General features: G+C 70.3%; 23 protein-coding genes. 11 read left to right on the top strand and 12 right to left on the bottom strand.

The features are described from left to right. Positions 1-34: 34 nt before the first annotated feature. Positions 35-1012, bottom strand: coding sequence for a Bug family tripartite tricarboxylate transporter substrate binding protein (locus tag ACLF3G_RS08265; RefSeq protein WP_430668888.1), 978 nt, complete (start codon positions 1010-1012; stop codon positions 35-37). After that, a complete protein-coding gene (locus ACLF3G_RS08260) occupies positions 1009-1848 on the bottom strand; it encodes a polysaccharide deacetylase family protein (protein ID WP_430668887.1) in 840 nt (279 codons plus the stop codon). Before ACLF3G_RS08260 ends, ACLF3G_RS08265 begins: the two co-directional genes overlap by 4 nt. 219 nt (positions 1849-2067) lie before the next feature. On the opposite strand from ACLF3G_RS08260, the gene ACLF3G_RS08255 reads away from it, so the two are divergent. The 10 genes from ACLF3G_RS08255 to wrbA all read left to right on the top strand — a co-directional run bounded on the left by ACLF3G_RS08255 (position 2068) and on the right by wrbA (position 10036). Beyond that, positions 2068-2946, top strand: a complete 879-nt coding sequence (locus ACLF3G_RS08255; protein WP_430668886.1) for a TauD/TfdA dioxygenase family protein — start codon at positions 2068-2070, stop codon at positions 2944-2946. A gap of 67 nt (positions 2947-3013) precedes the next feature. Then, entirely contained in the window at positions 3014-3109 is a 96-nt protein-coding gene (pqqA, locus tag ACLF3G_RS08250) for a pyrroloquinoline quinone precursor peptide PqqA (RefSeq protein WP_430668885.1), read from the top strand. Positions 3110-3125: 16 nt separating this feature from the next. After that, positions 3126-4040, top strand: a complete 915-nt coding sequence (gene pqqB, locus ACLF3G_RS08245; RefSeq protein WP_430668884.1) for a pyrroloquinoline quinone biosynthesis protein PqqB — start codon at positions 3126-3128, stop codon at positions 4038-4040. Then, positions 4037-4762, top strand: a complete 726-nt coding sequence (pqqC, locus tag ACLF3G_RS08240) for a pyrroloquinoline-quinone synthase PqqC (protein WP_430668883.1) — start codon at positions 4037-4039, stop codon at positions 4760-4762. The genes pqqB and pqqC overlap by 4 nt, the downstream gene beginning before the upstream one ends. Next, a complete protein-coding gene (gene pqqD / locus ACLF3G_RS08235) occupies positions 4759-5019 on the top strand; it encodes a pyrroloquinoline quinone biosynthesis peptide chaperone PqqD (RefSeq protein ID WP_430668882.1) in 261 nt (86 codons plus the stop codon). Before pqqC ends, pqqD begins: the two co-directional genes overlap by 4 nt. Continuing rightward, entirely contained in the window at positions 5012-6082 is a 1071-nt protein-coding gene (pqqE, locus tag ACLF3G_RS08230; RefSeq protein WP_430668881.1) for a pyrroloquinoline quinone biosynthesis protein PqqE, read from the top strand. The genes pqqD and pqqE overlap by 8 nt, the downstream gene beginning before the upstream one ends. 97 nt (positions 6083-6179) lie before the next feature. Then, positions 6180-7388, top strand: coding sequence for a PQQ-dependent sugar dehydrogenase (locus ACLF3G_RS08225; protein ID WP_430668880.1), 1209 nt, complete (start codon positions 6180-6182; stop codon positions 7386-7388). Further along, positions 7388-7981, top strand: coding sequence for a c-type cytochrome (locus ACLF3G_RS08220; RefSeq protein ID WP_430668879.1), 594 nt, complete (start codon positions 7388-7390; stop codon positions 7979-7981). The genes ACLF3G_RS08225 and ACLF3G_RS08220 overlap by 1 nt, the downstream gene beginning before the upstream one ends. Further along, the gene (locus ACLF3G_RS08215) at positions 7978-9309 is read left to right on the top strand and encodes a hydrolase (RefSeq protein WP_430668878.1); all 1332 of its coding nucleotides are present in this window, start codon (positions 7978-7980) and stop codon (positions 9307-9309) included. Before ACLF3G_RS08220 ends, ACLF3G_RS08215 begins: the two co-directional genes overlap by 4 nt. A 109-nt stretch (positions 9310-9418) precedes the next feature. Next, positions 9419-10036: an NAD(P)H:quinone oxidoreductase gene (gene wrbA / locus ACLF3G_RS08210; protein ID WP_430668877.1), complete on the top strand. Its 618-nt coding sequence runs from the start codon at positions 9419-9421 to the stop codon at positions 10034-10036. A 6-nt stretch (positions 10037-10042) separates the two neighbouring features. On the opposite strand, the gene ACLF3G_RS08205 is transcribed toward wrbA, so the two are convergent. The 10 genes from ACLF3G_RS08205 to ACLF3G_RS08160 form a co-directional block, all read right to left on the bottom strand. Next, on the bottom strand, positions 10043-10735 hold the full coding sequence (locus tag ACLF3G_RS08205) for a tetratricopeptide repeat protein (protein WP_430668876.1): 693 nt from the start codon (positions 10733-10735) through the stop codon (positions 10043-10045). Continuing rightward, entirely contained in the window at positions 10732-11694 is a 963-nt protein-coding gene (locus tag ACLF3G_RS08200) for a type II secretion system F family protein (RefSeq protein WP_430668875.1), read from the bottom strand. The genes ACLF3G_RS08205 and ACLF3G_RS08200 overlap by 4 nt, the downstream gene beginning before the upstream one ends. Further along, positions 11694-12650 carry a type II secretion system F family protein gene (locus tag ACLF3G_RS08195; RefSeq protein ID WP_430668874.1) on the bottom strand — a complete coding sequence of 319 codons (957 nt, stop codon included), beginning with the start codon at positions 12648-12650 and terminating at the stop codon, positions 11694-11696. The genes ACLF3G_RS08200 and ACLF3G_RS08195 overlap by 1 nt, the downstream gene beginning before the upstream one ends. Before the next feature lies 1 nt (position 12651). After that, a complete protein-coding gene (locus tag ACLF3G_RS08190; RefSeq protein ID WP_430668873.1) occupies positions 12652-14001 on the bottom strand; it encodes a CpaF family protein in 1350 nt (449 codons plus the stop codon). Further along, positions 13998-15248, bottom strand: a complete 1251-nt coding sequence (locus ACLF3G_RS08185; protein ID WP_430668872.1) for an AAA family ATPase — start codon at positions 15246-15248, stop codon at positions 13998-14000. Before ACLF3G_RS08185 ends, ACLF3G_RS08190 begins: the two co-directional genes overlap by 4 nt. Then, positions 15238-15546 carry a hypothetical protein gene (locus ACLF3G_RS08180; RefSeq protein ID WP_430668871.1) on the bottom strand — a complete coding sequence of 103 codons (309 nt, stop codon included), beginning with the start codon at positions 15544-15546 and terminating at the stop codon, positions 15238-15240. Before ACLF3G_RS08180 ends, ACLF3G_RS08185 begins: the two co-directional genes overlap by 11 nt. Positions 15547-15557: 11 nt before the next feature. Beyond that, positions 15558-17030 carry a type II and III secretion system protein family protein gene (locus tag ACLF3G_RS08175; RefSeq protein ID WP_430668870.1) on the bottom strand — a complete coding sequence of 491 codons (1473 nt, stop codon included), beginning with the start codon at positions 17028-17030 and terminating at the stop codon, positions 15558-15560. After that, a complete protein-coding gene (gene cpaB / locus ACLF3G_RS08170; RefSeq protein ID WP_430668869.1) occupies positions 17027-17884 on the bottom strand; it encodes a Flp pilus assembly protein CpaB in 858 nt (285 codons plus the stop codon). Before cpaB ends, ACLF3G_RS08175 begins: the two co-directional genes overlap by 4 nt. Before the next feature lie 3 nt (positions 17885-17887). Further along, a complete protein-coding gene (locus tag ACLF3G_RS08165) occupies positions 17888-18385 on the bottom strand; it encodes an A24 family peptidase (protein WP_430668868.1) in 498 nt (165 codons plus the stop codon). A 62-nt stretch (positions 18386-18447) separates the two neighbouring features. Beyond that, positions 18448-18615, bottom strand: coding sequence for a hypothetical protein (locus ACLF3G_RS08160; RefSeq protein WP_430668867.1), 168 nt, complete (start codon positions 18613-18615; stop codon positions 18448-18450). 238 nt (positions 18616-18853) lie between these two features. On the opposite strand from ACLF3G_RS08160, the gene ACLF3G_RS08155 reads away from it, so the two are divergent. Further along, complete coding sequence (locus ACLF3G_RS08155; RefSeq protein ID WP_430668866.1) at positions 18854-20152, top strand: pilus assembly protein TadG-related protein; 1299 nt, start codon at positions 18854-18856, stop codon at positions 20150-20152. Positions 20153-20154 lie beyond the last annotated feature (2 nt).

Raw genomic sequence — 20154 nt, 5'->3', positions numbered from 1 at the left:
CGACACCGCTTCACAGGCGACGACCAGGGCTGGCTCAGGCTGGTTTCACGCCGGTTTCCGTGATGATGCGGCCGTACTTCGACACCTCGCCCCGCACGAATTCTGCGAATTGTGCCGGCGTCGTCTCCCGCACATCTGCGCCTTCCGCCACCAGCCTGTCCCGCACGGTCGGTTCGCGCAGGATCTGGTTCACCTCGCGGTTCAGGCGCTCGACGATCGCGGCCGGCGTCGCGGCGGGGGCGAAGAAGCCGCCCCACAGGCTGAAATCGAATTCGGCGATGCCACCCTCCTGCACCGTCGGCAGGTCCGGCGCGCTCGGCATACGTCGCGCGGTGGAGACGGCGAGCATGCGCAGCTTACCCTCCCGCACATGTGGCACCGCGGCCGGCATTCCGGAGAAGAAGAAGCCGACGTGCCCGCCCAGCAGATCCGTCAGCGCCGGCCCGGCGCCGCGATAGGGCACATGCACCATCGGCGCGCCGCCGCGGCGGGCCAGGGTCTCAGCAGCGAAATGCCCGGGGGTGCCGGTGCCGGCGGAGGCGAAGGTCAGCGACCCCGGGCGTGCCTTCGCGCCGGCAATCAGCTCCTGCACCGTCCGGTAGGGCGAGGCCGCGTTCACCACCAGCGCCAACGCGGCATTGCCCACCAGCGCCACCGGCGCCAGGTCGGTAGCCGGGTCATAGGGCACGTCCGGCAGGAAGTTCCGCGCGATGGCGATTTCCGGCGTCTGCCCGAAGAGCAGCGTGTAACCATCCGGCGCCGCGCGCACCACGGCCTGCGTGCCGATGGTGCCGGACGCGCCAGAGCGATTCTCCACCACCAGATTCTGCCCGAGCGTGCCACGCAGCCTCTCTGCCACCAGGCGCGCGAACACGTCGCCGGTGCCGCCGGGGGCATAGGGTACGATCAGCTGGATTGGCCGCGTCGGCCAGGACTGTGCCCTGGCCCCCGGCGCCGCCATGCCGAGTGCCGCGAGCCCGGCCAGGCTCCGCCGCGTGATGTTTCCTGTCATTCTGTCTCTCCCTGTTGCCGCACCCAGCGCGCCACTTCGTCGTGGCGCGCGAACCAGACCCGGCCGCCCTGAAGCTGCATGTGCTGCAGGATGCGGTGGACCATGGCGGCCAGGGGCGGGCGGCCGCCGAAATGGGCGTGCACCGTCAGGTTCAGGATCTCCGGACGGCGGCTCAGCATCAGGAAGTCGAAGGTATCGCGGTAGACGTCGAGGAAATCCCTAGGGCTGCCGCGCATCACGCGGTTGTCGGTGAAGTCGCTGTGCTGCAGCGCCACCAGCTTTCCGGATTCCGTCGTCACCACATAGGGCAGGTCGGTGTCGTTGTAGTCGCCGTGCCAGAGGAAGCCCTCCTGTGCCAGGTAGCGCGCGGTGTGCTCGCTCGGCGACATGCGCGGGCTGGCCCAGCCGACCGGCCGTTCGCCCACGGCCTCCTCGATGATGCCGGCGCAGCGGCGGATCAGGGCGAGTTCCTCCGCCGGCTCCATGTAGGGCAGGAACATGTTCTGGGTGTAGGAATGCCCGGCGATCTCATGTCCCGCCGCGTGCAGCGCCTTCACCGAGTCCGGGTAGCGTTCCACAGCGCGGGCATTGGCGCAGATGGTGCCCTTCACGCCGAAATCCTCGAACAACTCGCCAAGGCGCCAGATGCCGGTGCGGCCGCCATATTCGGCCCAGGAAATGCCCTGGCGGTCCACCACCCCCTCCCGCAGCGGGCTGGCCATGGGGGAATAGGGCGGGGTGCGACCCTCCGGCCAGGTCTCGTACATGACGGTGACCATCACGGCGATCTGCGCGCCATTCGGCCACGCCTTCACCTTCGGTTCCGAGACCTGCACCGTGCCGCATCCTCCGCCTTATGCCGGAGGCACGGCCTCACGATCCGCGACCTGTCTGGCGGCGTGCGACCGTGGTCCGGACGTTTCCCTTGCCGAAGCTTCGCTGGCGCTCCGGGCAGGGTCAAGGCGCTGGCGCGGCTTTGCACCGGGTTGCGGTTGACGTGTGCCCCGTGCCTGCGGTCACCTTCGCATCCAAGCCGTCCAATATGGGGAAATGCCATGAACCATGTCAGCACCGCCGCCCGCGGGCCGCGCTACCGGCACGCGGCCGACGCCGCGGCGCCCTATCGCAGCATCACGGTCGAAAAGCTCACGCCCATCATCGGCGCCGAACTGGGCGGCGTCGACATCGGCAATCCCTCGGCCGAGCAGATGCAGGAGATCCACCGCGCACTGGCCGAGAACCTGGTCATCTTCTTCCGCGACCAGCACCTGACGCCGGACCAGCACCTGGATTTCGGCCGCCATTTCGGCGAGTTGCACATCCACCCCGCCGCGCCGACCGAAGGCCATCCTGCCCTGATGGTCATCAAGGCAGACCGCGACAGCCCGCGCGCCAATGGCGAGTTCTGGCACTCCGACGTGTCCTGCGACGAGGAGCCGCCGCTGGGCAGCATTCTCTACATCAAGCAGTGCCCGCCTGTGGGCGGCGATACGCTGTTCGCCAACATGTACGCCGCCTACGACGCGCTGTCGGACCGCATGAAGACGTACCTTGAGGGCCTGACGGCGGTGCATGACGGGGAGGAGGTGTATCGCGGCACCTATGCGAATCTCGGCGTGCATGACAAACCAGTCTATCCGCGCGCGGTGCATCCGGTGATCCGCACCCATCCCGTGACGGGCCGCCGTGCCTTGTTTGTCAACAAGGGCTTCACCCGCCGCATCCTGGACATCCCGGCGGATGAGAGCACCGGCATCCTCGCCTACCTGTTCGAGCACAGCGCCAACCCTCTGTTCCAATGCCGCTTCCGGTGGCGGGAGAATTCCGTGGCGTTCTGGGACAACCGCTGCGCGCAACATCGCGCGATGTGGGACTACTGGCCGGCGACGCGCTACGGCAACCGGGTCACGATCCAAGGCGAACGCCCGGTGTGACCGGCGTAGCTCTTGCCGGAGCGGGGACGCCCCGCCATGTCGAAGGCCCGGCCGCATTGCCGGATGCATGGGAGACGCAAAGATGACCTGGAAGACCCCGAAGATCGTCGAGATCTCGCTGGCGATGGAAATCAACAGCTACGCCTGCGCCGAAATCGCCTGAGCCTCCGCCTGCCTCCATGCTGCGCGCGATGATTCTGGGCGCCGGTGCCGGAGGCGGGTTTCCACAGTGGAATTCGGCCGGTCCCGGTTGCCGCCGGGCCCGTGCCGGAGACCCTGCGGCGCCGCGCCGCAGCCAGGCGAGCCTGGCCGTCAGCGCCGATGGCGAACGCTGGCTTGTGGTGAATGCAGCCCCCGACCTGCGCCAGCAGATCGAGGCAACGCCGGCACTGCATCCGCGCGTAGCGCCGCTGCGCAACTCACCTATTTCGGCCGTGCTGCTGACCGGTGGCGAAATCGATGCCATCGCCGGCCTACTGCATCTGCGCGAACGCCAGCCCTTCCGTCTTTACGCCGCCGCGCCAACGCGCGCCGTTCTGGATGCCAACCCCATCTTCGGTTGCCTGAATCCCGATTTTGTCGGCCGCGCCGACCTGCCACTGGATGCGGCTTTCGCGCCGCAGGATGCGGGCGGCGCCGCGCTCGGCCTGTCGATCACCGCCTACGTGGTTCCTGGCAAGGTGCCGCTGTACGCGGAAACCACCGGACAGCCGGATGTTTCCGAGGACGGGGAGGCGCTGGGCCTTGCGATTTCCGCGGGCGGCGCGGTGCTGCACTACATCCCGGGCTGCGCCATGATGACACCCGCGCTGCGGAACAGACTGCGCGGTGCCAACTGCGTGATCTTCGACGGCACGTTGTTCTCCGATGACGAGATGATCTCGGCTGGCGCCGGCCCGAAGACCGGCCGCCGCATGGGCCACATGCCGATCACCGAGACGCTTCACGAATTTGCGAGTCTCGGCGTCCGCCGCCGCATCCTGACCCACCTCAACAACACCAATCCCGCGCTGCTCGCCGACAGTCCCGAGCGCGCCACATTGGAGGCTGCGGGTTGGGAAGTGGCCGAGGATGGGATGGAGATCACGCCGTGACCGGAATGCTTTCGCCGCAAGCCCTTGAGGATGCGCTGCGCGCCATCGGGGCGGAACGCTACCATGTCCATCACCCGTTCCATCACCTGCTGCACGACGGAAAGCTGAACCTCGGGCAGGTCCAGGCCTGGGCGCTGAACCGCTACTGCTACCAGGCGCACATCCCGATGAAGGACGCCTCCCTGCTCGCGCGGCTGCCGACGCCGGAACTGCGGCGGGAGTGGCGCCGGCGGCTGGTGGACCATGATGGCGATGGCGGACATCCCGGTGGTGTCGAGCGTTGGCTGGCGCTGACCGATGGGCTGGGCCTGGACCGCGACTACGTCACCTCGATGGATGGCATCCTGTCCGGCACGCGCTTCGCGGTGGAGGCTTATGTACACTTCGTACGCGAGCGTAGCCTGCTGGAGGCGATTGCCTCCTCGCTCACGGAAATGTTCTCGACGGACATCATCCGCTCCCGTGTCTCCGGCATGCTGGCGAACTACGACTTCGTCTCGGAGGCGACTTTGGCCTATTTCAAGCCGCGCCTGACGCAGGCACCTGCGGATGTCGCCTTCGCGCTTGACTACGTGAAGCGGGAAGCGACGACGCCGGAGCTGCAACGTCAGGTGCTGGCCGCCCTGCGCTTCAAGTGCGACCTGCTGTGGGCTCAGCTGGATGCGCTGCATTTCGCCTATGTCGCGCCCGGCCTGCCGCCGCCCGGCGCCTTCCGCCCATGACGCCCCGCTTCGCCCCTGGCGTCCGGCTGCAGGAGGACAAGGCGCGCGATCGCTGGATCGTCATGGCGCCGGAACGCATGTTTGTGCCGGACGAGACGGCACTGGCGGTGCTGCGTCTGGTGGACGGCGTGCGCGACGAGGCGGCGATCATCGCGGCGCTCGCAGCGCAATACGATGCGCCGATCGAGGTGATCGGCGCCGATGTGCGCGCGTTGATCGCCGACCTCGTCACCCGGGGCGCGCTGCGCCATGGCTGACGCACCGCTCGCCCTGCTGGCGGAGTTGACGCATCGTTGCCCGCTGCGCTGCCCCTACTGTTCGAATCCCGTCGAGTTGACGCGGGCGCGCCAGGAGCTGGACACGGCGGAATGGGCGCGCGTGTTCCGCGAAGCCGCCACGCTCGGCTGCCTCCAGGTGCATCTGTCGGGCGGTGAGCCGACGGTGCGGCGCGACATCGCGGAGATCGTCGCCGCGGCGCGGGATGCCGGGCTCTACACCAACCTCATTACCGCCGGTGTATTGCTGGATCAGGCGATGATGGACCGACTGGTCGCGAACGGGCTGGATCACGTGCAGCTTTCCGTGCAGGACGCGGAGGATGCCGGCGCCGAGCGCATCGGCGGGATGCGTGGCGCCATGCCGCGCAAGCGGGAGGCCGCGCGCCTGGTACGCGACGCCGGGCTGCCGCTGACCCTGAACGCCGTGGTGCATCGCCAGAACCTGCACAACCTGCCGGCGCTGATCGAGATCGCGCTGGAATGGGGCGCGGCGCGGCTGGAAGTCGCGCATGTGCAATATTACGGCTGGGCGCTGGCCAACCGCGACGCCCTGCTGCCGAGCCGGGCCATGCTCGATGCGGCGACGCAGGTGGTGGATGCGGCGCGCGTGCGGCTGCGCGACCGGCTGGTCATCGACTACGTCGTGCCGGACTACCATGCCAGCCGCCCGAAATCCTGCATGGGTGGCTGGGGCCGGCGCTTCCTGGCGGTGTCCCCCGCCGGGCGCATCCTGCCGTGCCATGCCGCGGAGACGCTCACGGGCCTCGACTTCCCGAACGTGCGCGACACGTCGCTGGAAGTTGCCTGGAACGACAGCCCGGCCTTCAACGCCTATCGCGGCACGTCCTGGATGCCGAGCCCCTGCCAGGGCTGCGAACATGCCGAACGGGACTGGGGCGGCTGCCGCTGCCAGGCCTTCGCACTGACCGGCAACGCCAGTGCCACCGACCCCGCCTGCGCATTGTCTCCGCACCACGCGATGCTGGCGGACGCGGTGGCGGAGGCGGGTGAGACCGACTTCACCTATCGCGGCTTCTCCTGAAACGCGCGTCATCGCACTGGATTGCGTCTTGCCCAATTTCCGGTTGCACCCTTCTATGGTCCTGCAACGGCCTGAACGGCCGGGGAGGGGAAACAGAATGATCCGACGCAGCTTGATGGGTCTCGCCGCCGCCGCGGTGGCGCTGCCAGGCCTCGCCTTCGCGCAGCAGGCCGCACCGGCCCCGGCCTGGGCGCAGGGACGCCCCGCCGAGATGGCGAATTCACCGCTGGCGCCGCACCCGCCGCGCCTGACCAACACGCCGCCCGAACGCATTCCGACCGCCGCGCTGCGCGTGCCCGAAGGCTTCCAGGTGGAGCTTTGGGCGCATGGGCTGCCGGGTGCACGCGTGATGGTACGCGGCCCGGACGGCACCATCTTCGTCGGCACCCGCGCCATTGGCCGCGTCTATGCCGTGCGCGACAACGGCAACGCACGCACCGTCACCACGCTGATGCAGGGGCTGACCCAGCCCTCCGGCCTCGCGGTGCGGGACGGCGCGCTGTACATCGCGGCGATGAACCGAGTGCTGCGCATCGACAATATCGAGCAGAACCTGCAGAATCCGCAGCCGGTCGAACTGACGGAAGCGTTCGGCCAGGCGCCGGAGCCGCATCACGGCTGGAAGCACATCGCCTTCGGGCCGGATGGGCGACTTTACATTCCGCGTGGTGTGCCCTGCAACATCTGCGAATTCGATGGCGAGAAGTTCGCCCTGATCGAGAGCTGGAACCCCGACGGCAGCGACCGCAGGATCGAAGCGCGCGGCGTGCGCAATTCGGTCGGCTTCGATTTCCACCCGCGCACCGGCCAGCTCTGGTTCAGCAACCACGGCCGCGACTGGGCTGGCCACAACAATCCCTCCGACACGCTGCATGTGAACCTGCGGAGCGGCGAGCATCACGGCTTCCCGTGGTGCGCCGGTGGCTTCCAGGACCCGGCGGCGTCCGAGCCGACGCGACTGTGCAACGAATTCCCGCCGCCGGCCCGCGTCCTCGGCCCGCATGTCGCGCCAGTCGGCACGCATTTCTACACCGGCACGCAATTCCCGGAGCAGTATCGCAACGCGCTGTTCGTCGCCTTCCAGGGCTCCTGGAACCGCGAGCCGCTTTCGGGCTTCGAAGTGGTGGTGGTGCGTGAGGCCGAGGGTGGACGGCTGGTGCAGGAACCCTTCATGACCGGCTTCCGTGACGACGCCGCGCAGAAGTTCAACGGCCGGCCCTCGGGCCTGCTGACGATGCCGGATGGCTCCTTGCTGGTCTCGGACACCGACAATGGCGCCATCTACCGCGTGACATATCGCCGTTGATGCAGTGCTACGGATTGCTGACGGCGGCCGCACTGGCCGCCGCCTTCGCCCAGCCCGCCGCGGCGCAGGATGCTGCCCGCGGTGCCGCCGTCGCCGAAGCCCGCCAATGCGCCGCCTGCCACGGACCCGGCGGCCGGAGCGAGACCGCCGAGATGCCGTCGCTCGCTGGCCAGCAGGTGGATTTCCTGACCATGCAACTGGTGCTGTTCCGCGAGGGGCTGCGCCAGGTGCCGGCCATGACGGAGGCGGCGAAGGGACTGACGGACCAGGAAGCCGAGGACCTGGCTGCGCATTTCGCAGCCCAGCCCTCCGGCCCGCCCGCTGATCGCGGCGCGCGTGACGCGGCGCTCGCGGCGCGGGGCGAGGAGTTGGCGGCCGGCCGGAACTGCGGCGTCTGCCACCTGCCAAGCTATGCCGGCCGCGCCAACATCCCCCGCGTCAACCACCAGCGGGAGGACTACCTGGCCCATGCCCTGCGCGAGTATCGCGACAATGTCCGCGTCGGCGCCGACACGCAGATGAACGGTCTCCTGTACGGCATTGGCGACGCCGACATCCGCGCGCTCGCGCATTACCTGGCACACAGCGAATGAAAATCTCCCGCCGCGCCCTGTTCGCCTCCGCCGCCGTGCTCGCCGCGCCAGGTGTGCTGCGCGCGCAGCCGGCGCCGCCACCCATCCTGTTCATCCACGGCAATGGCGACCACGCCGCGCTGTGGCAGACGACGCTGTGGCGCTTCGAGAGCAACGGCATCCCGCGCGACCGCCTGATGGCGGTCAACATGCCCGACCCGCTGTCGCGGGACGATGACCTGGTGCCGCAGCCCAACCGCAGCAGCACCGTGGAGCAGACCGATCGGCTGACGGATTTCGTGGCGGACCTGCGCGCGCGTACCGGTGCACCGCGTGTAGCGCTGGTCGGCAATTCGCGCGGCGGCAATCCGATCCGCGACTTCGTCGTACATCGCGGCGGCGCGCCGCAGGTCTCGCATGCCGTGCTGTGCGGCACGCCCAACCGTGGCACCTCCGACTGGCCGGAGTCGCGTAACCGGGAGTTCAACGGCAAGGGTCCCTTCCTGACCCGTCTGAACGGCGGCACCACCGATGTGGTGCCGGAGACGGATTTCCTGACGATCCGCAGCGCCTGGAACGACGTATATGCCCAGCCTCGCGCCATCTGGTCGCCGACCCCGGACCGCCCGACCGGCACCGATGTCGACGGGCCGGAACTGCGCGGCGCCACCAACCTGGTGCTTGGTGAACTGGACCACCGCGAGACCGCCTATCACTGGCGCGCGTTCCGCGAACAGTTCCGCTTCATCGTGGGGCGAGAGCCCGGCCATATCGCGGTGGTGCCGGAAGCGCGCCCGGTGCTGGACGGTATCGTCACGCAATCCGCCCCCGTCGTGACGAACCGCCCGGTGCCCGACGCCGTGGTCGAGGTGTTCCGCACCGACCCCGAGACCGGTGCCCGCATCGGGGAGGCGCTGCACCGCCGCACGACCGGCGCCGATGGCCGGTGGGGCCCGGTGACGGTGGCAAGTGACTGGCCGCTGGAGATCGTCGTCGCGGCCCCCGGCCACACCACCACGCACATCTACCGCAACGCCTTCCCGCGCAGCTCCGATGTGGTGCACCTGCGCCCCCGCGCGCTGGCGGCGGCGGAGCGTTCGGCGGGTGGCGTCGTGGTACTGCAGCGGCCGCGCGGCTATTTCGGAATCCCGCGCGACATCGTGCTGCTCGATGGCCGGCAGCCGGCCACGCTGCGCCCTGGCGTCGCGGTTGCCGCAGCCGCGACCGTACAGCTTCCGGCGGCGGAACTCGGCCGGCCGGTGGTCGGCGTCTTCAACACCGAACGCATCGTGGCACGTGCCTGGCCCGCTGCGGAAGGCCGCATCAGCGTGGCGGAACTGACCTGGTAGCAGGCGGTTTTATTCACCGCCGGAATGGACGTCATCAGCACTTGGCGCTGGCTGGGGCGGCGCTGCCGCGGATAGACCTCGGCCACCACCAATGCAGGAGACGTTCCCGATGGCAAAGGTCCTGGTTCTCTACTACTCCGCCTACGGCCACATCGAGGCGATGGCGCAGGCGGTCGCCGAAGGTGCCCGCGCGGCCGGCGCCGAGGTCGACGTCAAGCGCGTCCCCGAACTGGTGCCGGAGGAGATCGCGCGCAAATCCGGCTACAAGCTGGATCAGGCCGCGCCCATCGCTACGGTGGACGAACTGCCGAACTATGATGCCATCATCTTCGGCAGCGGCACGCGCTACGGCACCATGACGTCCCAGATCCGCAACTTCATCGACCAGACCGGCGGGCTGTGGGCGAAGGGCGCGCTGAACGGCAAGGTCGGCTCGGCCTTCACCTCCTCCGCCACGCAGCACGGCGGGCAGGAGAGCACGATCCTCACCTTCATCCCGACCATGCTGCATCTCGGCATGGTCGTGGTCGGCCTGCCCTATGCGTTCCAGGGGCAGACGGGCGTCAAGGAGGTCATGGGGAACAGCCCCTACGGCGCGTCGACCATCACCGATGGCGACGGCAGCCGCATGCCCTCTGCCATCGAGCTTGAGGGCGCCCGCTTCCAGGGCCGCTACGTGGCCAAGGTGGCGGCAGCCGTGAAGGCCGGCGGGCCGCTGCTCGGCTGAGGCCGCTCAGCCGGGCGCCAGCGCCGTCAGCAGCGGCGCCATGCCTGCCTCGCCCATCCCGCCTTGCGCCGCCGCCCGCGCGACCGCGAGGTTGGCTGCCACGCGCGGCGGGGCGGCAGGCAGCGCGGCCAGTGCGGCGAACACCTCGGCCGCCTCCGACGCTCGCCCGGCCAGCAGCAGGGACATGCCGAGGTTGTTGGCAATGCCGATGCTGGCCGGCGCCAGAGCCAGCGCCGCGCGATGGCCGCGCTCGGCCTCGGTGTGCCGGCCCAGCAGATCGAGCGCGACCGCCTGCCCGCCGAGGGCTTGCGCATCCTGCGGCGCCGCCGCGACCGCGCGGCGGAAATGATCCAGCGCCTGGTCCGCCGCGCCGGCGCGCAGCCGCAGCCGGCCACTGGCGACCAGCAGGCCGGCATCGGCGGGATGGCGTTGCAGCGCCCGCAGCAGAACCTGTTCCGCCTGCGCCGCGTTGCCAGCCCGCATCAGCGCCGCGGCGAAGCCCGCCTGCACGGCCGGGTTGCCCGGTTCCGCTGCGGCGGCGGAGGCGTACATGGACAGTGCCATGTCGGTTCGCCCGGCCGCCTCGGCCGCGGCGGCGACGCGGAGGCGGGAGCCGGTGTCGTGGTCCCGCGGCCCGGTCGGCGGCGTGGCTGCGCAGCCGGCAAGCAGCAACAGCAGGGGCCATAGGCCGCGCATCATGGGGAACCTCCGAGCGTCTTGCCGATTTCGAGAATGGATGGACCGATCAGCGCGATGAAAAGCGCCGGCAGGATGAACAGGATCAGCGGCAAGATCAGCATCGCTGGCAGGCGGATCGCCTTCTCCTCAAGCCGCAGCATGCGTTCCTGCCGCATGTCGGCCGCCAGCACGCGCATCGCCTGGGCCAGGGGCGTGCCGTAGCGCAGAGTCTGCGACAGTGTCGCGGACAGGCGCTTGAAACCCTCGAGCCCCGTCCGTTCCGCCATGCGCTCCAGCGCCAGGCGGCGATCCGGCAGCATGCGCAGTTCCTGCACCAGGATGTTCAGTTCCAGCGCAATTGCCGCGTTGGAGCCGGCCATCTCGCGGGAGACGCGATCCACCGCCGTCTCCAGCCCCAATCCGGCCTCGGCGGCGACCACCAACAGGTCCAGCGCATCCGGCAGGCCGCGCTTGAGGCGCTGCTGGAAGCCACGGCGCAGCCGGTCCATCACACGGTTCGGCCCGATGACGCCGGCGACCACGCCGCCGAAGGTCAGGAAGATGGCGTTGTGGGTCTCGGCTTCCGTTGCAACGGCGCCGCCCAATGCGGCCAGCGGGAGCGTCAGCATCAGCACGGCCTTCAGCCCGATGAAGACCGGCACGCCGTGCCGCGGGTCGAGGCCGGCGGCCGCCATGGCGCGCTGGAATTCCTGCACCTCCGCGCCGGAGACGATGGCACTGTCCCGCAGCCATTCCCCCAGGCGGCGGAAAGGACGGCTGAGGACGCCCGCGAGGCTTCGTGCGGTGCGCCCGTTCGCCGCGCGTTCCGCCGGTCGCACCACGGAGCGCAGGCGCAGCGCCAGGTCGCGCTCCTCCGCGCCCTGGGCCAGCAGCGTTGCGGCCAGCACGGCGAGCGCGATGGCCACGCCGGCGGCACCCATCGCCATCAGCAGCGACGCAAGCGGCAGCGGCTGCGGCATCAGTCGCGCCCCGCCTGGCGAATCAGCCAGCGGATCGACAGCACGCCGAGGATCATCATGCCTAGGCCGGTCAGGGCCATGGTCCGGCCGGTTGGGTTTTCGGTGAAGGCGCTGATGTAGAAGGGCTGCATGGCGGACATGCCAAGGGCTGCAATGAAGGGCAGCGCCAGCAGCAGCGCCGCCTGGGCCTTTGCCTCTCCGGCCATCGCCTGCGCGCGACGCGCCATGGCGACGCGCTTGCGCACCATCTCGGACAGGTTGTCGAGCGTCTCCGCCAGGCTGCCGCCGGTCTGCGCCTGCAGGCCGAGCGTGACGGCGAGGAAGGCATATTCGGTCAGGCCTGTGCGCTCATGCAGACGCGCCAGCGCCACCTCGATCGGCCGTCCGATCGCCATGTCGCCGATCACCCGGGCGAATTCGTCGCGCGTCGGGGCCGGCATCTCGCGGCTGATGCCGCGCAGCGCCTCGGCCAGCGGCAGGCCGGCGCGGATGGCGCGCACCATCAGTCCCAGCGCATCGGGGATCTGCACGAAGACCTGCTCGCAGTAGCGCGCATGTTGCCAGCCGAAGATGCCACGCGCGGCCAGCACGCCGATCACCGGCGCGACCAGCAGTGCCGGCGCTTGGCCCAGGATTTCGCCCAGCATCAGGGCGGCGCCGATCGTGGCCAGCACCCCGAGCAAGGCAACCAGTGGCCAGGCGATGACCTGTTCCTGTGGCATGTCCGGGTTGAAGCGGAGGAATCGGAAGATGCGCATCGCCAGCGCGCCGTGGCGGCTGCCGCCAACGCGGATGCTCGGCAGCGCCACGTCGGCGCCCTGTGGCGCCACCTGGGACAGGCCGCGCACACGCTCGCGCATCGCCCGCCCCGTGCCGCCATGGATCAATGCCAGCCCGCCCAGCAGCAGGCTGAGCAACAGAGGCAGGGCGATCAGCAGCGCCAGCGCCGTGGACATGTCATGCGTCCCGCAGCGCGTTCATCCAGGCCTCGCCGAGTCCAAAATACTCCAGCCGCTCATAGAAGCCCGGACGGATCGCCGGTGTCACCCAGCGCCCGCGGATGCGCCCGGTGGCGTCGTCGCCCTGGAATTCAAAGGCGAAGATGTCGTTCATCGTCACCACCTCGCCCTCCAGCCCCACCACCTCGCTCACCTGCAACACGCGGCGGCCGCCGTCGCGCATGCGCGCCACCTGCACGATGATGTCGACAGCGCTGGCGATCTGCGTGCGGATGGCGCGGCTGGGCAGGCTGGACTGGCCCATCTGCACCATGTTCTCGATGCGGATGATGGCGTCGCGCGTGGTGTTGGCGTGGACGGTGCAGTAGGAGCCGTCGTGCCCGGTGTTCATCGCCTGCAGCATGTCGAAGGCCTCCGCGCCGCGCACCTCGCCCACGATGATGCGATCGGGGCGCATGCGCAGCGCGTTCTTGATCAGGTCGCGCTGGGTGATCTCGCCGCGGCCTTCGAGGTTCACCGGCCGCGTCTCCAGCCGTACCACATGCGGCTGCTGCAATTGCAGTTCCGCCGCATCCTCGATGGTGACGATACGTTCGCCATGGTCGATCAGACGGCTCATGGCGTTCATCATCGTGGTCTTGCCGGAGCCGGTGCCGCCGGAGATCACCACGTTCAGCCGGCAGCGCGCCGCGATCTCCAGCACCCGGGCCACGGCATCGGACATCGACCCGCCCTCCGCCATCGCGCGCAGGTCCACCTTGCGCTTGGCGAATTTGCGAATGGAGATGCAGGCACCATCGATGGCCAGCGGCGGGAACACGACGTTGACGCGGCTGCCATCGGCCAGGCGGCAATCCACCAGCGGGCTGCTTTCATCGACGCGGCGGCCCACGGTCGCCGCCATCTTCTGCGCGATGGCGGCCAGCTGGGCCGCGCTGCGGAAGCGGATGTCGGTCTGCTGCACGCGGCCGCGCACCTCGATGAAGACGCGGTCCGGGCCGTTCACCATGATGTCGCTGATGCTGTCATCGGCCAGCAGTGGCTCGAGCGGGCCGTAGCCCACCATATCGTCGGCAAGCTCCTGTGCGATCTGCGCCTGTTCGCGCGCCGAGATCTCGATACGCTCGCGGCCCGCGATCTCGTGGACCAGCGATTCCAGCTGCTGCCGCAGCGCCGCGGCCGGCAGTTCGGCCGCCACCACGGGATCGACGCGCTCCATCACCTGCACGCGCAGGCGGCGGACCGGCGCATCGGAGGATGCGACGGGCTTCGGTGGCATCGGTGGTGCAGGGGGCGGCGCCTCGGTGACCGTTGCGGTCTCCAGCCGTCGCCCGAAGGTGCGGCTCATGCGCGGGCGCGCCCGAACAGCCGCGCCAGCAGGCCCGGCGCCGCCTGCGCTGCCGGCAGGGCCGAGATCTCCTGCATCAGCGGTGCCATGGCCCGTCGCAGCGCCGGCACATCCGGCGCCGCCGGACGACCAAGGTTCGCGGCGCGTGGCAGTTGCTTCGGCAGGTCGGGCAGCACCACGTCGGGCGCAGCGCCGAGGCCCTCCTCCACCAGCTTCGGCTTGAGCCCGCCCGGCATCCCGCTGCGGTTCAGCACCAGGGTGGTCTGCGAACTGCCACAACCGGCGATCAGTTTGCGCAGGGCCAGCGCATCCCGGATGCCGGCGATGTCGGGCCCAAGCACCAGCACGGTCTGGCGCGAGGCCGCGAGCGCCGCGCGCTCCGCCGCGCCGGGTGGCATGGGCAGGTCGATGACGACGTGGTTGAAGCGGTGGCGCAGCATCTCCAGCACCTGGCGCAGCCCGGCTTCGGTCGGCGCCGGCAGGCTGTCCATCGGCTCCTCCGCTGCGATCAGGCGCAGGCGGTCGCCGATCGGGATGCCGACGCGGTCGAGGAACAGCGCATCGACGCGATCCGGCTGTTCCAGCGCCACGCGCAGCCCGGTGCCGGGCCGTACGCCCAGCATCAGCCCGGCGCTGCCGCCGCGCAGATGCAGGTCCAGCAGCGCGACATGGCCGCGGCTGGTGGCGGCGAGCTGCACCGCGAGGTTCACCGCCACCGTGGTGGCGCCGCAGCCGCCGCGTGCGCCGCAGACGGAAACCACTTGGCTGCCGCGGCCCAACGCCTCGGCCGCCGCCGCGGCCTGCCCCGCCAGCAGCGGGCCGAACAGCCGCGCCACGGTGTCGCGCGTCAACGGCTTGTGCAGGTATTCCGCGACGCCCAGGTCGCGGGTCATCTGGCGGTAGAAGGCAATGTCGCTGCGCTCGCCGATCACCAGCACGCGCACGTCGGGCGTACACACGGCGGCCAGCGCCTCCAGCGCCGGCACCGCCTCCGTCATGCCGCCGATGTCGATGATCAGGATGGACGGTGTCGCCTCGCGTTCCAGCGCGCGGGTCGCGGCGCGCACGTCGCCGCGGCGGATCTGCAGGCTGCCGAGCAGGTCGGGAAGTCCGCCGCGCAGCGCCGCCTCGCTCGCCTCGTCGGCGACGAAGGCCAGGCAGGCGGGGCGATCGCCGACGGGCGACACCAGCGGCCCGCCGCGGCCGGCATCCGGCGCCTCTCGTGCCATCCGCGGTTCAGCGGGCACCGGACGGCTCCATCGGGGCATCCTGCGTCGTGGCGGGCGCGCCGCCGATGCGGGCAGCGCGACTGTCCGGCAACGACCGGCGGCGATCGCGCTCGAGCCGCTGGATCGCGAGACTTCCGGGCTGCGCGCGGTCGGTCGCTGCCGCCCGGCCACGCATCGCGTCCTGCGGGTCGGCCAGCATCAGGCGCAGATTCGCATCGTTCACGCCGCTGGCCTGCCAAGTCCCGGGCCTGGCGAAGTCGCCGCCACCGCAGGCGGCCAGCGGGTACAGCAGAAGCACGACCAGGATCTTGCGCATCGCCATCTCCCTCAATCCAGGATGAAGCCGGCGTCGATGTCGCTCGGTGGCACCGGCGCCGCGCCACGCGCCACCTGCCGGCGGTGCAGGATGCGGTCGAGGTCGGTTGCCGGTCGGAAGCGATCCGTCGGTGCCGCCAGCGCGCGCGGATCAGACACCGGCTGCACCAGGTAAGGCGTGATGATGATGACCAGCTCCGTCTCGTTGCGGCGGTAGCGGTCGGAGCCGAACAGCGCACCCAGCACCGGCACGTCGCGCACGCCGTTGATGCCGCTGTTCACCATGGTGTTGCTCTGCTGCAGCAGGCCGGCGATGGCGAAGCTCTGGCCGCTGCCGAGTTCCACCGTGGTCTCCGCACGGCGCACGGCCAGTGCCGGGATGCGCACCACGCCGCTGGCCAGCGGCACGCTGATGGAGCCGTTCTCGGTCAGCTCGCTGACCTCCGGCCGCACCCGCAGGTTCAGCCGGTCCGAGCCCAGCACGGTCGGCACGAAGGCCAGGCTGACGCCGAACTGCTTGTACTCGATGGTGATGGAGTTGGTGCTGTTGCTCGCCGCCACCGGCACCGGGAACTCGCCGCCGGCCAGGAAGCTCGCCTGTTCGCCGGATTGCGCCGTCAGGTTCGGCTCGGCCAGGATGGTGATGAGCTGGTCGGCGGCCAACGCATCGACCACGCCGTTGATGTCGAAGGCGGAGCGGCTGCCGGACGGCTGGCGGGCGAAGCCGTTGAGCACCCCGGTCGCGCCGGCGGATTGCAGGCCGATCATCAGCCCGGCGGCGTTGCTGGCGAAGCCCTGCCAGTTGAAGCCAAGCTCCCGGCTCACCTGGCGCGAGATCTCGGCGACGCGGACTCGGAGGTTGACCTGGATGCCGGCGAGCAGCGTCAGGTTGTTGATGACCTCGCGCCCCTCGCCGCCATAGGTGCGGGCGATGGTCTCGGCGCGCTGCGCATCGGCGGCGTTCGGGACCGCGCCGTCCAGCACCAGCGGGCCGCGAACAGTGCCGCCCACGGTCAGCGCGGCGGCGCCGGGCACCAGCCGGCGGATCATGCTTTGCACCGCCGCGGCGCTGGGCGGCGGCGGCGGCGCGGCGGGTACGGCCTCGGCGCCGGCGGCCGGCACCGCCGCGGCACGGCTGGGCAGCACAGTGATGTCGAACTCGGCGACCGGCGCGCCGTCTTCGGCGGTTGCGATGACGGTCGTTCGACCCGGCGCCACCGCCATCAGGAACAGGCTGGTGGGGGAGGCCGGCTGCACGCGGGCGATCCGCGGGTCGGAGGCCAGGACGGTGATGGCGGGCACCGGCAGGCGCAGCAGCCGGCCGGCCCCGGCTTCGAGCAGCACCGAGACCGGCAGCCCTGGGGTCTGCGCGGGTGCGGGGGTGGCTGGGGCCTGCGGCGAGACGCGCAGCGGCTGCGCCGACACGGCGGTGGCGACGATGGCCAGGCCGGCCGCGACCAGGGCGCGTAGGGCGGGGCGCTTCACCGGAACACGACCTCGGTCTTCTCGTCGCCCTGGAACACCTGCATCCGAGAGCCCTGGCTGATGGCGGACCGCGCCAGGGCGGGGGAGACGTCGGCGCCGAACACCGGCGCCGTCGCGCCCGCGGCCTGGACCACCGGCTGTTCGATGGACCGCACCGTCAGCGCGATGCGGCCGAGCCGGCTGGCGACGGCGACGCGTTCCGCCTGCTCGCCCGAAACCTCCAGCGTCACGGTGCGGGCGATGCGGCCGACGGTGGCTTCGGCGGCGCTGGCGCCGCGGGTGAATTGCTGGTCCACGGCAATGACGCGGACATCGACCAGTACCGTCTCGCCGATCACGCGCCGGGCCAGCGGCGCGTCGGTGGCGGCCAGTTCCTGGGTCAGGATCAAATCCACCTGGTCGCCGGGCCAGATCAGGCCGGCGGCCCCGGTCACCACGTCGACGCCGACGGAGATGGCGCGGCTGCCGGGGCGCAGCACGGCGGCGAGGAAGCCACGGTCCCGCGGGCGCAGCACGTCGTCGCGGTGCAGCGGCACCTCGGGCTCGAGGTAGCGGCGCAGGAGCGCGCCGCGCAGTTCGATGCGGGTTTCCTCGCCAGGGGCGATGGCACCGTCCGGCACCTGGTCGGGCCGGACTTCGCGCGTGGCGAAATCCTCGTCCTTCAGCAGTGTGCCCGGCAGCAGTGGCCGGGCGGCGACGACGATGCTGATACGGGCGGGCGGTGGCGGCGCGGCGGGGGCTGCGGCCTGCTGCGAAGCTGGCGCGGTATCGGGCGCCAGCATCTGCCACGCCACGGCGCCGAGGCCCAAGGCGCTCAGCAGGAGGGAGCCGATGAGCAACAGGCGGAGATACATGGCTCAGTGGCCCGCGAGGTGGGTGAAGATGCCGCCGGCAGCGATGGCGACGGCATAGGGCAGGGGACCGCCGCGGCGCAGACGCCGCATCTCGACTGCCACGACGCGGCGCAGGCCAGAACCGCCGAGGGCAGGTGGGCGGCGCGAAACGAGGTATGGGCCCGACATGTAGCCCAGGCCGAGCGCGCCACCGGCCATCACTGTGATCAGGAGGAAATCGAGTATTGTGCCAAGCGGCAGGCCCAGCGCCAGGGCCGTCGCCAGCTTCACATCGCCGCCACCGATCCAGCCTCGCATGGCGACTGCCAGAAGTACCGTGAACAGCAGCGTCGCCGCCGCCGCCGACAGCAGCAGCGGCGACCAGCCCATGGACGCACGCAGTCCGAGCCCAATGGCAGCGACGGCCAGTGCGATGCCATCGGGCAAGGTCCGGGTCAGCACGTCGCGCCAGGCGACGACCAGCAGGAGCATGACGATCGCAATCTCTGCCAGCGTCGTCATGGTGGCGTCTCCCGGAAGCAGACTCCCATCAGCCTCCCCAATCGGCAGCGGCGTGACGCGGCCTAGCTCATGAGGCCCGAAAACTTCGCGACCAGCAGCGGCTGAAGCGCAGCCACGGCGAGGCCGACAGCCACGACGATTGCGGTGGCCAGCACGGCATATTCCGCCGCGGTGACGCCCTTGCGATCTGCCAGGGCGCGGCGGGCGTTGGTGAAGGCGAGAGCGATCATTGTGGCATTCCTTGTCGTCGACACGATGCAGGGTGTGCCGAGGCCTGTATGGGCCCCGCGCCGGAGGTTGCGTGCCATCCGACGCCTGCAATTGGGATGACTATTGAGGCGAGTGCAACGAAAGCTTTGCAACCTATTGTTGTGTGACACTCCCTGACAAATCCTGAAGCAGGCGCTGCTGCGCCGGACCCCCGAGTGCTGCCATATGCGCGTTCCACAACCGGAGCGGGAGAAGCCCGTGCTTCAGGCAGCGCAGATCATCGCCGGACGGCGGGGCCGGCGTGGCTCCGTCGCCGGCATGACGGCCGTCAGCTTCACGGTGCTGATCGGCTTCCTCGGCCTCGCCGCGGAAGGTGGCACCTGGTACCTGGCCGCGCGCAATGCCAGCACTGCGGTCGACCTCGCCGCGCTGGCCGGCGCCATGACATGGGAGGCGGGCGGTGCGGTCGTGGCCGTCGCCACCGATACCGCGACCCGCAACGGCTTTGTCACGGATGGTCGTACCACCGTGGCGATCAGTCACCCGCCCACGACCGGCACCTTTGCCGGCAACGCCGCGGCGGTGGAGGTCGTCATCACACAGCGGCAGGAGGTGCGGCTGGTCGGGATGTTCGTGGATGCGGCGCCCACCATCCGGCGTCGCGCCGTTGCCATCGCCAATATCGATGAGCAGGTCTGCCTTCTGGCGCTTGGCGGCGGGCTGGAACTCGGCGGCAACAGCACCACCCATGCGACGCGCTGCGCCCTCGCAGCGAATACGCCGGCGCCGGGCGGCATCCGTATCTATGGCAGCGCCAGCGTGCGCGCCGCGGCGCTGGTCACCACCGGCACGTGCAGCGGCTGCACAAGTGGCGATGTCTGGGCGGATGCGGCGCGCACCCAGCGGCCGGTGGTGACGGCCGGGCGGGTGAACCCCGTCACCGACCCCTTCGCCGGCCTGCAGGGCTGGACGCCGAGCCTACCCGCCTGCCGCAGCGGCGCTGTCACCTTCACCAGCAACAAGGCGACGCTCTCCCCCGGTGCTGCTATCTGCGAAAACCTCACGATCGGCACGAAGGACCACCTGCACCTGGAGCCGGGCATCTACTATCTCAGGAACGCCGACCTGACGGTGCAGGGAAAGATCACCGGGGATGGCGTGACGCTGGTGATGACGGGCGATGCCGACCGCGTCGGCACCCTCCGCATCAACGCCCAGGCCACCGGCGCGCTGCGCGGTCCCGCCACCTCGCTCATCGCCGGCCATCCGGAAGCCGCCGGGCTGGTCGCGTACCGCGACGCCCGCGCCACCAACAATGGCAGTACGAAGGAGGTCCAGCTGAACGGCGGCGCCACCATGCAGATGTTCGGCGGCATGTATTTCCCAAGCTCCGACGTGGTGGTGAACGGCAACAGCGGCATCGGCTATTCCAGTTGCCTTGGCGTGATCGGCTACCGGCTGTCCTTCTCCGGCTCCTCGGACACCGATGTGGATGTCTCCGGCTGCGCCGGCTTCACGCCGTTCGCAACCCTGCGCACCGTGCGACTGGTGGAGTAGCG

Source organism: Falsiroseomonas sp. HC035, assembly GCF_050563525.1.
Taxonomy (GTDB): Bacteria; Pseudomonadota; Alphaproteobacteria; order Acetobacterales; family Acetobacteraceae; genus Falsiroseomonas.
The sequence above is the reverse complement of the archived record's forward strand: the minus strand, read 5'-3'. Positions and strand labels throughout refer to the sequence as shown.

Excerpts from the sequence above, each read along its gene's own strand:
- ACLF3G_RS08215 (WP_430668878.1), top strand. The coding sequence starts at position 7,978 with ATGAAAATCTCCCGCCGCGCCCTGTTCGCCTCCGCCGCCGTGCTCGCC.
- ACLF3G_RS08255 (WP_430668886.1), top strand. The coding sequence starts at position 2,068 with ATGAACCATGTCAGCACCGCCGCCCGCGGGCCGCGCTACCGGCACGCG.
- cpaB (WP_430668869.1), bottom strand. The coding sequence starts at position 17,884 with ATGTATCTCCGCCTGTTGCTCATCGGCTCCCTCCTGCTGAGCGCCTTG.
- ACLF3G_RS08220 (WP_430668879.1), top strand. The coding sequence starts at position 7,388 with ATGCAGTGCTACGGATTGCTGACGGCGGCCGCACTGGCCGCCGCCTTC.
- ACLF3G_RS08160 (WP_430668867.1), bottom strand. The coding sequence starts at position 18,615 with ATGATCGCTCTCGCCTTCACCAACGCCCGCCGCGCCCTGGCAGATCGC.
- wrbA (WP_430668877.1), top strand. The coding sequence starts at position 9,419 with ATGGCAAAGGTCCTGGTTCTCTACTACTCCGCCTACGGCCACATCGAG.
- ACLF3G_RS08180 (WP_430668871.1), bottom strand. The coding sequence starts at position 15,546 with ATGCGCAAGATCCTGGTCGTGCTTCTGCTGTACCCGCTGGCCGCCTGC.
- ACLF3G_RS08225 (WP_430668880.1), top strand. The coding sequence starts at position 6,180 with ATGATCCGACGCAGCTTGATGGGTCTCGCCGCCGCCGCGGTGGCGCTG.
- ACLF3G_RS08165 (WP_430668868.1), bottom strand. The coding sequence starts at position 18,385 with ATGACGACGCTGGCAGAGATTGCGATCGTCATGCTCCTGCTGGTCGTC.
- pqqB (WP_430668884.1), top strand. The coding sequence starts at position 3,126 with ATGCTGCGCGCGATGATTCTGGGCGCCGGTGCCGGAGGCGGGTTTCCA.
- ACLF3G_RS08265 (WP_430668888.1), bottom strand. The coding sequence starts at position 1,012 with ATGACAGGAAACATCACGCGGCGGAGCCTGGCCGGGCTCGCGGCACTC.
- ACLF3G_RS08200 (WP_430668875.1), bottom strand. The coding sequence starts at position 11,694 with ATGCCGCAGCCGCTGCCGCTTGCGTCGCTGCTGATGGCGATGGGTGCC.
- ACLF3G_RS08195 (WP_430668874.1), bottom strand. The coding sequence starts at position 12,650 with ATGTCCACGGCGCTGGCGCTGCTGATCGCCCTGCCTCTGTTGCTCAGC.
- pqqA (WP_430668885.1), top strand. The coding sequence starts at position 3,014 with ATGGGAGACGCAAAGATGACCTGGAAGACCCCGAAGATCGTCGAGATC.
- pqqD (WP_430668882.1), top strand. The coding sequence starts at position 4,759 with ATGACGCCCCGCTTCGCCCCTGGCGTCCGGCTGCAGGAGGACAAGGCG.
- ACLF3G_RS08205 (WP_430668876.1), bottom strand. The coding sequence starts at position 10,735 with ATGATGCGCGGCCTATGGCCCCTGCTGTTGCTGCTTGCCGGCTGCGCA.
- pqqE (WP_430668881.1), top strand. The coding sequence starts at position 5,012 with ATGGCTGACGCACCGCTCGCCCTGCTGGCGGAGTTGACGCATCGTTGC.
- ACLF3G_RS08190 (WP_430668873.1), bottom strand. The coding sequence starts at position 14,001 with ATGAGCCGCACCTTCGGGCGACGGCTGGAGACCGCAACGGTCACCGAG.